Source organism: Acidimangrovimonas sediminis (genome assembly GCF_002871005.1).
Taxonomy (GTDB): domain Bacteria; phylum Pseudomonadota; class Alphaproteobacteria; order Rhodobacterales; family Rhodobacteraceae; genus Acidimangrovimonas; species Acidimangrovimonas sediminis.
The window spans coordinates 204,320-219,634 of sequence record NZ_PHSN01000014.1 but is presented as its reverse complement, the minus strand read 5'-3'; the positions used below and the strand labels follow the sequence as shown (position 1 = coordinate 219,634).

13 protein-coding genes are annotated in these 15,315 nt (G+C 67.1%); 6 read left to right on the top strand and 7 right to left on the bottom strand.

From position 1 onward, the window contains the following. Positions 1-7: 7 nt before the first annotated feature. The gene (locus tag CVV76_RS14595; RefSeq protein WP_102225392.1) at positions 8-1,501 is read right to left on the bottom strand and encodes an ABC transporter substrate-binding protein; all 1,494 of its coding nucleotides are present in this window, start codon (positions 1,499-1,501) and stop codon (positions 8-10) included. A 175-nt stretch (positions 1,502-1,676) separates the two neighbouring features. Between CVV76_RS14595 and CVV76_RS14590 the strand changes: the two genes are divergently transcribed. From CVV76_RS14590 to CVV76_RS14580, 3 genes are read left to right on the top strand one after another with little or no spacing between them, the layout of a single operon-like run. Then, positions 1,677-2,366, top strand: coding sequence for an FCD domain-containing protein (locus CVV76_RS14590; protein WP_199178614.1), 690 nt, complete (start codon positions 1,677-1,679; stop codon positions 2,364-2,366). Between the two features lie 33 nt (positions 2,367-2,399). Beyond that, complete coding sequence (locus tag CVV76_RS14585) at positions 2,400-3,731, top strand: NAD(P)/FAD-dependent oxidoreductase (RefSeq protein ID WP_102225390.1); 1,332 nt, start codon at positions 2,400-2,402, stop codon at positions 3,729-3,731. A gap of 51 nt (positions 3,732-3,782) precedes the next feature. Next, positions 3,783-6,077 carry a molybdopterin-dependent oxidoreductase gene (locus CVV76_RS14580; RefSeq protein WP_102225389.1) on the top strand — a complete coding sequence of 765 codons (2,295 nt, stop codon included), beginning with the start codon at positions 3,783-3,785 and terminating at the stop codon, positions 6,075-6,077. A 583-nt stretch (positions 6,078-6,660) separates the two neighbouring features. Here CVV76_RS14580 and CVV76_RS14575 read toward each other — a convergent pair. Next, complete coding sequence (locus CVV76_RS14575) at positions 6,661-8,361, bottom strand: peptide ABC transporter substrate-binding protein (RefSeq protein ID WP_102225388.1); 1,701 nt, start codon at positions 8,359-8,361, stop codon at positions 6,661-6,663. A 169-nt stretch (positions 8,362-8,530) separates the two neighbouring features. Between CVV76_RS14575 and CVV76_RS14570 the strand changes: the two genes are divergently transcribed. The 3 genes from CVV76_RS14570 to CVV76_RS14560 are packed head-to-tail and all read left to right on the top strand — an operon-like array spanning position 8,531 to position 11,405. After that, on the top strand, positions 8,531-9,388 hold the full coding sequence (locus tag CVV76_RS14570) for a MurR/RpiR family transcriptional regulator (RefSeq protein WP_233192952.1): 858 nt from the start codon (positions 8,531-8,533) through the stop codon (positions 9,386-9,388). After that, a complete protein-coding gene (locus CVV76_RS14565) occupies positions 9,385-10,128 on the top strand; it encodes an N-formylglutamate amidohydrolase (protein WP_102225387.1) in 744 nt (247 codons plus the stop codon). The genes CVV76_RS14570 and CVV76_RS14565 overlap by 4 nt, the downstream gene beginning before the upstream one ends. After that, positions 10,125-11,405 carry an NAD(P)/FAD-dependent oxidoreductase gene (locus tag CVV76_RS14560; protein WP_102225386.1) on the top strand — a complete coding sequence of 427 codons (1,281 nt, stop codon included), beginning with the start codon at positions 10,125-10,127 and terminating at the stop codon, positions 11,403-11,405. Before CVV76_RS14565 ends, CVV76_RS14560 begins: the two co-directional genes overlap by 4 nt. A 220-nt stretch (positions 11,406-11,625) precedes the next feature. Here CVV76_RS14560 and CVV76_RS14555 read toward each other — a convergent pair whose 3' ends face one another. Genes CVV76_RS14555 through CVV76_RS14535 form a run of 5 tightly spaced genes read right to left on the bottom strand, consistent with a single transcriptional unit; the run spans position 11,626 to position 15,314 of the window. Next, positions 11,626-12,480: a MurR/RpiR family transcriptional regulator gene (locus tag CVV76_RS14555; protein ID WP_158243161.1), complete on the bottom strand. Its 855-nt coding sequence runs from the start codon at positions 12,478-12,480 to the stop codon at positions 11,626-11,628. Continuing rightward, positions 12,477-13,145: a DUF1989 domain-containing protein gene (locus tag CVV76_RS14550; protein WP_199178613.1), complete on the bottom strand. Its 669-nt coding sequence runs from the start codon at positions 13,143-13,145 to the stop codon at positions 12,477-12,479. Before CVV76_RS14550 ends, CVV76_RS14555 begins: the two co-directional genes overlap by 4 nt. An 11-nt stretch (positions 13,146-13,156) precedes the next feature. Beyond that, on the bottom strand, positions 13,157-13,966 hold the full coding sequence (locus tag CVV76_RS14545; RefSeq protein WP_102225384.1) for an amino acid ABC transporter ATP-binding protein: 810 nt from the start codon (positions 13,964-13,966) through the stop codon (positions 13,157-13,159). Then, positions 13,963-14,655: an amino acid ABC transporter permease gene (locus CVV76_RS14540; protein ID WP_102225383.1), complete on the bottom strand. Its 693-nt coding sequence runs from the start codon at positions 14,653-14,655 to the stop codon at positions 13,963-13,965. Before CVV76_RS14540 ends, CVV76_RS14545 begins: the two co-directional genes overlap by 4 nt. Then, positions 14,652-15,314, bottom strand: a complete 663-nt coding sequence (locus tag CVV76_RS14535) for an amino acid ABC transporter permease (RefSeq protein WP_102225382.1) — start codon at positions 15,312-15,314, stop codon at positions 14,652-14,654. Before CVV76_RS14535 ends, CVV76_RS14540 begins: the two co-directional genes overlap by 4 nt. Position 15,315 lies beyond the last annotated feature (1 nt).

Genomic DNA, 15,315 nt, shown 5'->3' with positions numbered 1-15,315 from the left:
CGTCGGATCATTGCTTCTTGATGGTGTAGACCGGGATCCGGGCGTCGGCGCGGCCGGAGAACACGACGTCCTTCGCCTTCCCGTAGACCGCGTCCTGCTGGTAGAGGGTGATCAGCGGAACGTCCTTGGCGGCCAGTTCCTGCACCTGCTTGAGCACCTCGGCGCGCTTGGACGGGTCGACGATCTTGCGGCTCTTGTCGAGCAGCTTGTCAAGCTCGGGGATCGAGGCGGTGGAGTAGGGCTCGCCGCTGTGCATGATCGGGTAGATCGCGGCGTCGGCGTCCAGCGTCTGGGTCGAGCCCCAGCCCAGCATGAAGATCGGCCCCTTGCGCGGCACTTCCTGCAGATAGACCGACCAGTCGAGGACCTTCTGCTTCACCTTCACCCCGATGTCTCCGAACATCTGCGCGATGGCGGTCGCGACGGCATCGTCGTTCAGATAGCGGTGGGTCGATTCCAGCGTGATCGTGAAGCCGTTCGGATAGCCCGCTTCGGCCAGCAGCTTCTTGGCCGCGGCCGGGTCGTATTTCGGTGCCGGGATATCGGTGTAACCGAAGTCGAACTTGCCGACCTGCGTGCCCGAGACCGTGGCCATCCCGTGCAGGATGTCGTTGACGATGGTCTTGCGGTCGATCGCCATGTTCAGCGCCTGCCGGACCTTCAGGTTGTCCAGCGGCTTTTGCGACATGACGAGGCCCAGGTAGATCGTCAGCCCGCCGTTCTTGACGTCGACGACCTGATCGTTCGGGCTTGCCTGGACCATCGGCACGAGGTTGACGGGAAGATCCTCGATGATGTCGGCCTCGCCGTTCAGCAGCGCGGTGGTCCGTGCGGTCGCGTCGGGGATGGTCTTGAAGGTGACGGTCTTGATCGACGGTGCGCCGCGCCAGTAATCGTCGTTCGCCTTCAGCTCGACCGACTGGCCGGGCACGAATTTCTCAAGCTCGTAGGGGCCCGAACCGACCGGATGGCTGGCGAAATAGTCGCGGCCGTGTTCCTTCAGATATTTCGGCGGAACGATATAGGCCGGATAGCGGCTCATCCGGGTCGGCAGCAGCGGATCGGGGCCGCTGGTGGTGATGCGCACCGTCATGGGATCGACCACTTCCACCTTGGAAATGGTGCGGATGTACGAGATCGTCGGCGCGTGGTTGTCGGGGTTCAGCACGCGGTCGAGGCTGAACTTGACCGCCTCGGCATTGACCGGCTCGCCGTCGGTGAACTTCACCCCCGGGCGCAGCTTGAATTCCCAGGTCGTCGGGTTGATCGATTTCCAGGACAGGGCAAGGCCCGGCTCAAGCTTCATCTGGGAATCGCGCTCGACCATCGTGTCGAAGATGTTGTCGACGATGGTCGCCGATTCGCGCAGAAAGCCCGGATCCATTGCCGTCGTGCCGGCGGCGCGCGCGATCACGAGCTGGTCCTTGGCCTCCTGCGACCAGGCGGCGGGGGCGGTCGCCACAAGGGCGACGGTTAGGGCGAAGGCTGCGGAAACTTTCATGATCTTATCCCTGTTGCGAGCCGGGGTGTGTGCGGATTTCTGCATTCTTGGTGCCGGTCATCTTTTGCTGGTCCTTGGACGATATATCATATATTTTTCCGGTCAAGGCGCATTGCCGCGCCCCGTGCATTATGCTGATCGTGGTGCGCGAACGTGGTGGGAGGGGAGTGAGAGCGTGAGCTTCGGGATACAGACGACACAACGCCGCAGTCTTGTTGAGCAGGTCGAGGGGGAACTGCGCGATGCGCTGATCGAGGGGCGGCTGGAGCCGGGCACGCGGCTTGTGACGCGCGATCTGGCCGAGACGCTGGGCACCTCGATCACCCCGGTACGCGAGGCGCTGGTGCGGCTGGTGGCCTCGGGCGCGCTGCGGGCCGAGCCCGCCCAGTCCTTCCGCGTGCCCCGGCTGACCGAGGGCGAGCTGATCGAACTGGCGCAGATCCGCAAGGCGGTGGAGGGGCTGGCCGCGCGCGAGGCGGCGCAGAAGATCACCGCGCCCGAGATCGCGCAGATGCGCGTGCTGCTGGCCGAGTACATTGCCGCCCGCGGCAAGGACGACCCGCACCACGCGCTGCGCTGCAACCGGCAGTTCCGCTTCGCACTTTACGAATGTGCCAAGATGCCCCACCTGCAGCAGGTGATAGAGACGCTCTGGCTGAAGTCGGGCCCGGGGTTCAACTATCTCTTCCCGCAGCATCACAACGATTTCACCGGCCACCGCAACTACGAGGACCTGATCAAGGCGCTCGAGGCGGCGGATGGCGAGGCAGCGAACCTTGCCATCTGTCACGCGATCGAGGACGGCTCCGACGTGGTGCTTCGCGCGATGCGGGCGATGGAGGCGGCCACCGCCTCTGCAAGCTGACCTGTTCCCCCATTCCTGAAAGCAGATCCCGAGATGCCCGGACCCCGCGTTGCCCCGTTGCTGGGCGAAGAAACCCTGCCGCCACGTGTCGATGCCGTCATCATCGGCGCAGGGATCATCGGCGCCTCGACGGCGCTGGAACTGGCCGAGCGCGGTCTGCGCGTCGCACTGTGCGACAAGGGGGGCGTCTCGCAGGAGCAGAGCTCGCGCAACTGGGGCTGGGTGCGGATCTCGCGGCGCGATCCGCGGGAAATTCCGCTGATGGCCGTGGCAACGCGTCTCTGGCCCGGGCTGAACGCGCGTACCGGACATGAGACGGGCTACCGCCGTTCCGGGATCCTCTTCGCCTGCAAGGACGACGAGGTTTACGCCCGCTACGAGCGCTGGAACGAGGAACTGCGCCCCTACGAGATCGAGAGCAGGATGGTCGACCGGGCCGAGTTCGATCGCCTCATGCCGGGGAACGGCGTGGCCGCGCGCGGCGCGCTCTATACCGCCGACGATGGCCGGGCCGAACCGCAACTGGCCGCCCGCGCGATCGTGGCGAAGTTCCAGGAACTGGGCGGCGTCCTGCTGGCCGATTGCGCCGTGCGCGGGATCGAGACCGCCGCGGGCGCCGTCTGCGGCGTGGTGACGGAGCGCGGCCCGATCGCCTGCGGCAGCGTCGTGCTGGCTGGGGGCATGTGGTCGCGGCTGTTTGCCGGGAACGCCGGGCTGGAGCTGCCGCAACTCGGGGTGATCAACACGGCGCTTCGGACGACGCCGGTAGCGGGCGGGCCGGAGCAGGCCCTCTGGACCGGGGAATTCTCGTTGCGCCGGCGGATGGACGGGGGGGTCACCATCGCGTCGGGCACCTACAATACCGTCGACATCGTGCCCGACAGCTTTCGCCTTGCGCCTGCCTACCTGCATGCGCTGGGGGCGGAGTGGCGCTCGCTCCGGTTCCGTCTCGAGGCCGAGATGCTGCATCAGATCGCGCGGCCCCGCCGCTGGGCCCTGTCCGATACCAGCCCGTTCGAATACCACCGCACGCTCGACCCGAAGCCGGTACGGCGCATCGCGGAAACGGCGTTCGCCCATGCCCGCAAGCGCTTTCCCGCGCTCGAGGGCGCGCGGATTGCGCAGGTCTGGGCCGGCTGCATGGACGTGACGCCCGATGCAGTTCCGGTGATCTCGGCCGCCGACGCGGCCCCGGGGTTCCACATCGCGACCGGATTTTCCGGCCACGGCTTCGGGATCGGGCCCGGGGCAGGGCGGCTGATGGCGCAGATCGTCACCGGCGAAACGCCTTGCGTCGATCCGGCGCCCTTCCGCTTTTCACGCTTTTCCGACGGGTCGAAGAACAGGATGATCGCCGGATTCTGACAGCCGGGCGACGGCCCGGGAAACCGCGACGAACGACAGAAGGACACGGGCATGCGATATTCCGCGGCGCACTGGGGCATCTACGAGATCCACGGATCCGACAATGCGCCGAAGCTTCGCCCCTTCCGCAAGGATCCCGACGCCTCGCCCATCGGCCTGCACCAGATGGCGCCGGAGCTGGCCGCGCTGCGCGTTCGCCGCCCCGCGATCCGGCGGTCGTGGCTGGAGGGCGGGCCGGGCGGGCGCGGCGACTTGCGCGGGCGCGATTCCTTCGTCGAGGTGTCGTGGGACGAGGCGGTCGGCCATGTCGCCGCCGAACTGACCCGGGTGCGTGCCACGCACGGCAACCGCGCGATCTTCGGCGGGTCCTATGGCTGGGCCTCCGCCGGGCGTTTTCACCATGCGCAAAGCCAGCTGAAGCGCTTTCTCAACTGTGTCGGGGGCTTTGTCGCGCACAAGACAAGCTATTCGCTTGGGGCGGGGCACACGCTGCTGCCCCATGTCGTCGCGCCGCTCACGGACCTGTTCAAGCAGCATACCTCGTGGGACGTGCTGGCCGATCACTGCACGCTGTTCGTGAGCTTCGGCGGCGTACCCGCCAAGAACACGCAGGTGGCGTCGGGCGGTGCGGCGCGCCACCGCTGCCGTGAGGGGCTGCGCAACATGGCAGCCTCCGGCACGCGGTTCGTGAACTTCTCGCCGGTGGCCGACAACCTCGACACCGGCGGGCCGGTGGAGTGGATCCCGATCCGCCCGGGCACCGACACGGCCGTCATGCTGGCGCTGGCCCACGAGATCGTCGCGGCAGGGGCCGAGGATCGCGAATTCCTGTCCCGGTGTTGTACCGGGTGGGACCGCTTCCTGCCCTATCTGCAGGGCGCGACCGACGGCTGCGCCAAGACCGCGGATTGGGCCGCGGAGATCAGCGGCGTGCCGGCCGCGCGGATCCGCACGCTGGCGCAGGAAATGACTGCGCATCGGACCATGATCAACTGCGCCTGGGCCCTGCAAAGGGCCGAGCACGGGGAACAGCCGTTCTGGATGACCATCGTCCTTGCCGCGATCCTCGGGCAGATCGGCCTGCCGGGCGGTGGCTTCGGGCTTGGATACGGGGCGGAGAACTCCATCGGCAGCCCGCATGTCGCCCTGTCCGGGCCGACGCTGTCGCAGGGGGTGAACCCCGTTGCCGACTTCATCCCGGTGGCGAGGATTGCCGACATGCTGCTGAACCCGGGCGCGGCGTTCACCTATGACGGGGCGCGGCTGACCTATCCCGATATCCGGCTGGTCTGGTGGGCAGGAGGCAACCCGTTCCACCATCATCAGGACCTCGGGCGGCTGGAGCGGGCCTGGCAGAAGCCCGAGACGATCATCGTGAACGAGCCGTTCTGGACGCCCACCGCGCGGCGCGCGGATATCGTCCTTCCCGCGACCACGCCGCTGGAGCGCGAGGATCTTTCCTATGCCACGCTGGAAGGGGTGCTCGTTGCCTCTCGCCAGGTGCAGCCGCCGCTGGCCGGGGCGCTGGACGATCACGAGATCTTCCGCCGCGTCGCCCGCGTCATGGGGGTGGAAGATGCCTTTGCCGAGGGGCGCAGCAGCGCCGAGTGGCTGCGCCATCTCTACGACGAGACCCGCCGCCGCTGGCAGGCCCAGGGCATCGCGATGCCGGAGTATGATGCATTCCTTCAGGAGGGTATTCTCGATCTTTCCGACCGGGACGAGCGGCGCGTGATGCTGCAAGCGTTCCGCGCCGACCCGGAGGGCGCGCCGCTTCCCACGCCCTCGGGTCGGATCGAGATCTTCTCCGACCGGATCGACGGCTTCGGCTTGGCCGATTGCAAGGGGCATCCTGCGTGGTTTGCCCCGGACGAGGCGTTGTCGGGGCCTCGCGCGCAGGAATTTCCGCTACATCTGATCTCGGACCAGCCGGTCCGGCGGCTGCACAGCCAGCTTGATGCCTCGCCCCACAGCGTCGCGGGCAAGATCGCCGGGCGGGAGCCGGTGTCGATGCATCCCCAGGACGCCAGTGCGCGCGGGCTGCAGCATGGCGACGCGGTCGAGATCTGGAACGGACGGGGGCTGTGTGTCTCTATCGTGCGGGTGACGCCCGAGGTGATGCCGGGCGTCGTGAAGCTGTCGACCGGGGCGTGGTATGACCCGGATCCGGCGACCGGCCACGAACGGCACGGCAATCCGAACGCGCTGACTGCGGATCGCGGGGCATCGGGGCTGAGCCAGGGCTGCGGCGCGCAATCCTGTCTCGTCGACGTAAGGAAGCTGGATGCGGAGGCCGCGGGCGCCGACCCATTCCGTCTGCCGGAGTTCGATCTGACGGATCGCTGAAATAGCTGTTGAGCGGCAGGCGCCGCTTTTGTCGAAGCAGGCGGTGTTGTCACGTTGACCTGTTCCGCTTGCCCGGGTCCCGAGGTGAACCTGGCCGGGGCCGATGCAAATACGGCCCATCAGCGGCAAGCGCGATCGGGTCGATGTCGCCGCCGACGTCCCGTCGATGCCGGAGCTTGCGACCCTTCTGAGGTGCGACGGAGGTCGCACCGGGAAGGGGCTTTCGCGATTGGCCCTGCCCTCCGGCCAGTGCCTGACCAACGCCCGTCTTCTCCGCGAGGTCCGGGGACCAGCTCATTCCGGCGCCATGGACATCTGCGCATCTTCACGCGGTCGTCGCGCAAGGCTCGCAGGTGGCCCGCCCGGTCCCGGGCCGGTCCCGAACGAACCCGGCGCCGGCTGACGGTTCTTCGAACCGGCGCTGCCCGATAGCCCGGATCACGCCTGGCGAAGCCGTGATCCAAGACCGCACGTCACGGCCGCTGGTTCATCATCGCCCCCGATCCCCACCGAGGAGATCTGTATCCAGAGCGGACTGAGCGGAGATGCGGCCGTCCCTTTGGCCGGCCGCAGCCACGATGCGTCAGCCCTTCACCCGGTGCCAGTTCATGACGTTCCACAGCGTGCTGTCCCAGCCGTTCATCTTGACCCCGGCCAGGGTCTTCGACTTGCCGGAAACGTCGCCCCGGTGGACCAGAGGGATGATCGTGTAGGACTGCACCAGCAGGTCGTTCATCTGCTTCACGATGTCCCCCCGCGTCTTCAACGAGGCCGCCTGCGACAGCTCCGCCGACAGCTTGTCGTAGTCCTTGGAGCAGAAGCGCTGGATGTCGTTGCCCTGCCATTGGGTCTTGGGCCCGGGGATCTGCTTGCAGGTCCATTTCGCCAGATAGCTTTCCGGATCCTCGCCCTTGGTGTTGTCGGTGTACATCTCGACATCGGCGTAGAACTTCTGCCGGGTGTCGGGGCTGCCCACGTCACCGCCGAAGAACACCGAGGCGTTGATGTTGCGCAGGGTCGTCGCGACGCCGATCTCATGCCACCACTGCTTGATCATCGCCTGCTCGGACTGCCGGACCGAGTTGGTCGAGGTCTGGAACAGGATCGAAAGCTTCTTGCCGTCCTTCTCGCGGATGCCGTCGGGACCGGGCTTCCACCCCGCCGCGTCCAGCAGTTGCTTCGCCTTCGCGATGTTCTGGTCGACGCAGGCGTCGTTGGCGCTGGAGCGGTACATGTCGGGCGCCGGAATGACGTTGCAGCCGGGTTTGCCCGCATCGCCATAAAGGATGGTTGCCATCTTCTTGCGGTCGATCGCCAGCGACAGCGCCTGGCCCACGCGCGGGTCTGTCAGGAACGGATGCGGGCCGCCCGCCACCGTCGACCGCTTGTCGCCCAGCGACGGGTCGGGGTTGGTCTGGTTCAGGAACAGGAACTCCACCCCGGTCGCGAAGTCGGTCACCACCTCGCCCTTGCCGCCGGTCTCCATGGATTTCAGCAGCTTGGGCGGAAGTTGCAGGTTCCAGCCAAAGTCGAACTCGCCGGTTTTCAATACCGCGAGCGCCGAAGTGTTCGGGTTGCCGCCGCCCTTTATCGTCAGGTGCGCGAAGGCGGGCTTGTTCGGGTCGCGGAAATGCGGGTTCGCGGAATAGGTAATCACGTCGTTCGGCTTGAACTCGTCGACGACGAAGGGGCCGGTGCCGATCGGGTGAAAGTTCTGCGCCGTGCACGAGACGATCTTGGCGCCGAGGCAATCCTTGAACTGCCTTTCCTGAAGGATGGGCGATTCCGAGCTGACGAAGGCGGTATAGGGGTAAGGCTTGGGCTTGTCGTAGCTGATCTCGACCGTGCGGTCGTCCTTCGCCACCACGTCCTTGATCCCTTCGAACATGTCCGAGGAGGCGCAGCCCGCGCCCGGGGCGGTGCAGTATTTCCAGGTGAAGACAACGTCATGCGCCGTCAGCGGTGTGCCGTCCGACCAAAGGATCCCCTTCTTCAGCACCCAGGTCACGTGCATCAGGTCCTTGGCGATGCCGCCATTTTCCACCGTCGGGATGCTTTCGGCCAGCCACGGCACCAGCTTGCCGCTATTGTCGAACCGCGCAAGCGGTTCCAGTACCGGGGCGGCGGCGTCCACCTCCTTGCCGATGCCCGACAGATAGGGGTTCAGCGTCGAGGCGGCCTGCCAGTACAGCACCTTGACGTCGCCGTCGCTGCCACGTGCGGCCATCGCGGCGAGCGGCGCGGCCGCCAAGGCGGCGCTTGCGAGAAGGAGGAGAGGTTTCATCGGTCTGGTCCCTGTTGCATTGGTTCTTTCCCTGCGCGTCCATCGCTGTCCGGGGCGCGGGCTGGAGGTGCGGTGGCGGTCGCTTTGGCTCTTTCGTTGTGGCGACGCTTATGTAATAGATGGTACATATGATGATAAACGAGTCAATAAGTAACAAAGAATACAATTCATGACGGAAAGCCTGACGAGCAGGATCAAGGCCGGCGCGGTCTCGGCGGCCGAGCGCAAGGTTGCCGCCGCGCTGATCGGTGCCTATCCCACGGCTGCGCTTGGCACGGTCGAGGCGATCGCGCTGCGGGCCAAGGTCAGCGCGCCTACGGTGCTGCGCTTCGTGGCCAAGCTGGGCTTTGCCCGCTTCGCCGATTTCCAGGCCGAGGTCTTGCAGGACGTCGAGCGCAGGCTTGGCTCGCCCCTGCAGCAGATGACCCGCGACCCCGCCGAGGAGGGCGCGGATCATGTCTATCGCCGCACGCTTCTGATGCAGGCCGACGCGCTGCGCACCGCGGCGGACCAGACCGTGCCGCAGGAATTCGACGCGATCGCCCGGCTGCTGGCCGATCCACGGATGAACGTGAAGGTGCTGGGCGGGCGCTATAGCCAGAACCTTGCGCAGCGGCTGGCGACCCACCTTGGACAGATCCGCCCGGGGGTGACGCTGCTGCAGCAACAGCTTGGGTTCGCCTACGACATCCTTCTGGACATCGGGGCGCGCGATCTGATCGTCGTGTTCGACTACCGCCGTTACCAGGAGGAGCTTCTGACCTTCGCGGCCGAGGCCAAGCGGTCGGGGGCGAAGCTTTGCCTCATGACCGATATCTGGCGCTCGCCGATCGCGGAACATGCCGACGCGATCCTGACCTCGCCGGACGCCTCGGCCTCGCCCTTCGGGTCGCGCGTGGTGCCCACCGCGCAGATCGAGGCGCTGATCGCCGCCGTGGTCGAGCTGCGCCGCGAAGAGGTGCGCGACCGCTTCGCCCGGATCGAAGAGCTGCGCGGCCTTGGTGCCCGAAAGGATGACGACGCATGATCCCCGCCCCGATCCTCCTCAATCCCGAAGGCCGCTTTCCCGGGCTGATCGTGGTCGATCACGCCGGCACCGAGGCGCCGGCCGCGCTCGGCTCCCTCGGGCTGGCGCCGGAATGGTGCGACACGCACCATTACTGCGACCTTGGCGTGACCGCGCTGGCGCATCGCATCGCCGCGCGCCTTGACGTGCCGATGGTGCTGTGTCCGGTCAGTCGTCTGGTGATCGACGTGAACCGCTGGATCGACGACCCGCGCTCGATCCTCATGCAGGTCGAGGGGCAGCAGATTGCCGGCAATGCCGCCCTGGCTCCGGAACACCGGCTGGCGCGGCAGGAACAGGTGTTCTGGCCGTATCAGGAGGCCGTGGGGCGGATGCTGGCGCGGGTGACGGCCCGCCACGCCGCCCCGATCTTCTTTGCGCTGCACAGCTGCACCCGGGTCTTCGACGGGGCGCGCCGGCCCTGGGACGGTGGCACGATCTGGCACGATGATGCGCGCATGTCCCGTGCGCTGCTGTCGCATCTGGGCCGGGAAAGCAGCCTGACGCTGGGTGACAACGCCCCCTATTCCGGGCGTGACGGCGCCTACACGCTCGACCGGCACACCTTCGGGTCGGGCCTGCCTGCCTGTGGCTTCGAGGTCTCCAACGATCTGTTGGAGACTGCGGAAGGGCAGGAGGCCTGGGCGGATCGGCTTTCCGGGGCATTGCAGGCGCTGGCCTGCGACGGGGTGCAGGCATGACCTTAGACCCGACCGAACCGCCCTACATCCTGAGCGCGCCGCCCGCGCCCCCGACCGTGCCGCTGGACGGTGCGCGGCGGGTCGATGTGGCGATCGTCGGCGCGGGCTTCACCGGGCTGATCGCGGCGCTGTCGCTTGCCGAACGCGGCCTGCGCGTCGCGGTGGTGGAGGCCGCGGAGATCGGCAGTGGCGGATCGGGGCGCAACCACGGCCAGTGCATCCCCGTCTTCGGCTATCTCGATCCCCGGATCCTGCCGCCGGAGGGGTTCGACCTGCTGCTGAATGCCGGGCGCCGGGTCTTCGACATGATCGCGCGTCACGGCATCGCCTGCGAGCCGGTGCAGAAAGGCACGCTGGCCGCCGCCCACAACGCGGCGGGGCTGGAACGGATGCGGGCCCAGCACAAGCTCTATGCCGGCTGGGGCAAGTCGGGGGCCTTTCTCGGCCGCGACGCCGTGGCCGAAGCGACCGGGAACGACCGTTTCCTCGGTGGCTGGGTCCATTCGGATGGCGGCCACGTCAATCCGCTGGCCTATGTGCGTGGCCTTGCGGCGGCGGCGCGGGCCGCCGGGGTCGAGATCTTCACCGCCTCTCCGGTGACCGGGATCAGCCGCCGCGACGGGCAATGGCGCCTCAGCACCCCCGCGGGCGAGATCGCGGCACCGGTCGCCGGCTTCGCGACCAACGCCTATTCCGGCCACGGTGCCCCGCAAGGCGTGGTCCGCAGCTTCGTGCCGCTGTCCTCCTACGCCGTGGCCAGCGCCCCCCTGACACCCGAACAGCGCGCGCAGGTGATGCCTTCGGGGATGAACTTTGGCGACACCCACAACGACCCGATGTTCTTTCGCGTCGATGCCGCGGGCCGGATCATCACCGGCGGCCTGGTCGAGGCCCGTCGGGGCCGGGACTTCGCCTATACCGGCGCCTTCATGACCCGTCGGCTTGCCGGGCTCTACCCGGTGCTGGAGGGGCTGCGGTGGGAACACATGTGGCGCGGCACCATCGCCGCGGCGCCGACGAAGCGCCCGGGGATCCTGTCCCTCGACGACGGATTGTGGGCGCTGACCGGCTACACCGGGCGCGGCGTGCCCACCTCGGCCGCCCTGGGCGAGGCGTTCGCACGAACCCTTGCCGCGCCGGAGGAAGGCGCGCGAAGCTGGCCCCAGTCGCGCCCCCGCCGGATCTATGCCCGGCACCTGATCGGGCTGACCGTCCAGACCTTCCGCGGCCCCCTGAACAAGCTGAAGGACCGCAGGGCGCGCCAGCACCCTGACTGAGCCGGTGCAACGGACACGGTAGTGGACAAGCTGGTCGCACGCTGAACCGCGGACCGGTCCGCGCTTGTGTCCGATCAATCCCGAAGGCAGCAACGTGTGGACCTGACGCACTCAGCCCCTGCCGCAGAGATCTCAGGTTTCGCCGACAAGGCGCCCGCCTCCCGAAAGCCGGACCGTCCGACGCCAGCGTTTTCTCTGCCTTGCCCCCGTGCGCTGGCCGCTAGAATTCCCCGAGTTCGGTATGAAGGTCCGAGATCGCACGCATCCTGTCCCGTCCCGCCTTTCCAAGGCGTGAGGCCAGCAGGATACTTACCAGATGAACCAGGCTGTAGGCCGTCGCGTCGCTGTCGAACAAAGACGCGCTGCGGACATCGACGCGCAGCACGATATCGGCGTGCTGAACCGCGCTCTGGGCGGTGGGTTCGGTGATCAGAAGCACCTTCGCTCCACGCTCGCGGGCGGCCTTCAGCGAACGGGCGAACACGGGAAGCCGGCGGCGCAGGCCCACCGCCAGCACCAGGTCGCCGGGGCCGAGCGCCACAAGATGCTCTGACAGGGTGTCGCTTCCCTTGCCGATGACGCTGACGTTCCCGCGCAGTTGCGCCAACAGCCATGCGGCGTAACCCGCGACCATGGCGCTGGTGCGGAAACCGAGGCACTTGATGCGCGCCGCCCCCTCCAGCGCGGAGACGGCACCGAGAAGGTCCTCCTCGCTCATCTGCTGGAAGGTGTGGTTGAGGTTCGCGGTCTCGAAATCCAGATGCTGGCGCAGGGTCTCGAGCACACCGCGGCCCTCGGCCTGGCGGGTCTGCATGTAGAACGGCACGCCCCAGCGTTGCGCCGCGCGCACATCCTGGCGTGCCTCGGCAAAGCTCTTGTAGCCGATGCGCTTGAAGAAGCGGCTGGCCGTCGCGGGTGATACGTTGGCCAGCTTTGCCAGTTCGGCCGCCGAATAGCTGGCCATGTCGCCCGGAAAGCTCAGGATGGTCTCGGCCAGCCGTTGCTCATTGGGCGGAAGGTCAGAAAAGCTCGCACGGATGCGATCTTCGAGCGACGCGACTGGGGGTGTATTCAACCTTGCGGACCCTTCGTAACCGGCACCCAGGTCGACGAGGGCGGAAGATCCGGGAAACCGCTGTCGAGCACCTCGAACGCGGCGTCCTTCGGCGTGTTGTCGCCCTGCCCCTGGATCGAGACAATGTCCTGCGGACAGGCGGAGAATGCAACGACGCAATCCATCTCGGCCTTGAGGGTGATGTAATCGCCCGGGCGGGTCACCGTGGGTTTGGTGGCGAGGGTGCGCCCGTCGGCTTGTACGGCGATGTTCATGAAAACGTTGAAAGACGCCAGGATGGGCTGCGCAGGCTCAAGCCCGAGGTCGCGCACCGCCTCGTACATGTTGTCGAGACAGTTCCGATGGTATTCGGTCACGCCCAGCCGCGCGTACCGCTGGCAGTCGCAGGCCGCCATGAAGGTGTCATGGACGCCGGGCGAGGTGTCTTCGACGAGGGTCAGGATAGGGTTGCGGAAATTGGTGACGAAGCTGTCGCCGACCTCGGGGTTGAGGCGCTGGTTCCAGACGCGGGTCGCCTCCATCGACATGTGTTCGTGCATGTCGGCGGCATTCCAGGCCCAGCAGTCGACGACCTGCGTTCCGTGAACGTTGACCAGCTTGACGGCCTGGTTGCGCCGCAGGCGCAGCGCCTTTCCGTGGCGGGCGGGGATCGTTGTCAGTGCCAAGGGCCTGGCTCCTATTCTGAAGTGTGGATGGTGTGCACCGGCGCGAGGCCGCGGCTGAGGACCTGATCGAGGAACCGGCGCGAGCGTTCCTCGCGCGGGGCCTCGATGAATTGGCGGGGCGGGGCGTCCTCGATGATCTGGCCGCCGTCCATCAGGATCAGCCGGTCGGCGACCTCGACGGCGAAACCGATCTCATGGGTCACGACGACCATCGTCGTGTCTTCGGATGCGAGTTCCTTCATCACTGCCAGAACTTCGCCCACCAGCTCCGGGTCGAGCGCGCTTGTGGGCTCGTCGAAGAGGATCACCTCGGGTTTCATCGCCAGGGCGCGGGCAATGGCGACGCGCTGCTGCTGGCCGCCGGAAAGCTGCGCGGGATAGAAATCGCGACGCTCGGCCAGGCCCACCCGTTCCAGCAGCCGTTCGGCCGTGGCGCGGGCCTGTGCCCCGGGTTGGTTCAGGACGATGCGCGGGCCCTCCATGACATTCTCGAGGGCGGTGCGGTGGGGCCAGAGGTTGAAGGACTGGAACACCATGCCGATCCGCTGGCGTTGCTCCTGCAACTGCTTGTGCGCCAGGGGCACGACGCTGCCGCCGGCGGTCTCGCGCACGCCGATCAGCTCGCCGTTGAGGTAGACATGGCCGCTGGACGCCGGCGACAGCCAGTTCAGGCAGCGCAGGAAGGTGGATTTGCCGGAGCCGGACGCGCCCACGATGCAGACGGTTTCTCCCGGCATTATGCTCAGGTCGATGCCGTGCAGCACCTCGACCCCGTTGAAGGATTTGCGCAGCGCCTCGGTGCGCAGGGCGGGAATCGTCATGACGATGCTCCTTGGCGCCGCCGGGTGCCGGGGTTCTTGTGTCGATTGGCGATGGCTTCAAGCTTGCGCGACAGCGTTTCGAGAAGCGCCGACCACGCCCAGTAAAGCAGGGCGGCCATCGCGTAGATCTCGAACGGGGCGTAGGTGCGCGCCACCGCCTGCTTGGTTTCGAAGGTCAGTTCCGGCACGGAGATGATCGACAGAAGGGCGGTTTCCTTGAAGAGGCCGATCAGCAGGCCGCAGAGGGCCGGCAGCAGGATCGGCCAGGCAAGGGGCACGATGACGCGCAGCATCCGTGCGCGAGAGGTCATGCCGATGCTCAGCGCCGCCTCGATCTGTCCGGCCGGCACCGCGTCAAGCGCGCCACGGACCGCCACGGCGACATAGGCGGAGAAATAGACGATCAGCGCGCCGCACCCGGCCGCGATCGGCGACAGCATCACCCCGAGATCGGGCAGGACGTAGAAGGCGATCAGGATCAGGATGAGGGGCGGGATGCCCCGCATCGCGGCGATCAGCCCGCGCGACAGCCTGCGCAGCACCCGGTTCGGCGCGGCAAGCCCGAAGCTGAGAATGACACCGAAGACCAGCGACGCGACGGAGATAAGCAGCCCCAGCTTCAGCGTGGACAGCGCCCCCTTGGTCAGCACCGGCACGGCGTAGGTCATCAGATCGTGGGAGAAGTTCATCGGCGATCTCCGGCGATGTCGAAGCGCCTTTCCAGAAGTCCGGCCAGCGAGGTCAGGATGAGGTTCAGGACCAGGAAGGCCGCGGCGATGCTCAGCAGCACGGCGGTGGGCTGGAAGGTCCGCGCGATGATGATCTGCCCGGCAAAGGACAGTTCCGTCACCGCCACGACCGAGGCGAGGGGGGTCGTCTTGACCAGAAGCGTCAGTTCGTTGGTGATCGACGGCAGGCTGACGCGGACGGCCTGCGGCAGCAGGACGCGGGTCCAGATGCGCCAGCTCCGCATGCCGAGCGCCTCGGCCGCCTCTGCCTGACCGGGGTGCAGCGACCCCAGGCCGCCGCGCAGGATCTCGGCGACATAGGCGCTGGAGTTGAGCCCGAGCGTGATCGAGGCGGCCACGAAAGGGGGCACCTTTATGCCGATCATCGGCAGGGTGAAGAAGATCAGGAAAAGCTGCACCAGCGCGGGGGTGCCGCGCATGAAGCTGATGAAGATCGTCGCGAGGATCCGCAGCGGTGCGACCGGCGACAGCCGCACCACCAGGACGATTGCCCCAACCACCCAGCTGACCACCATGGCGCAGAGGCTCAGGGCGATGGTGATCGCGAAGCCCCTGGCAAGTTCGGGCAATGCCGGCAGAAGGTTGGAGAGTTCGGACATC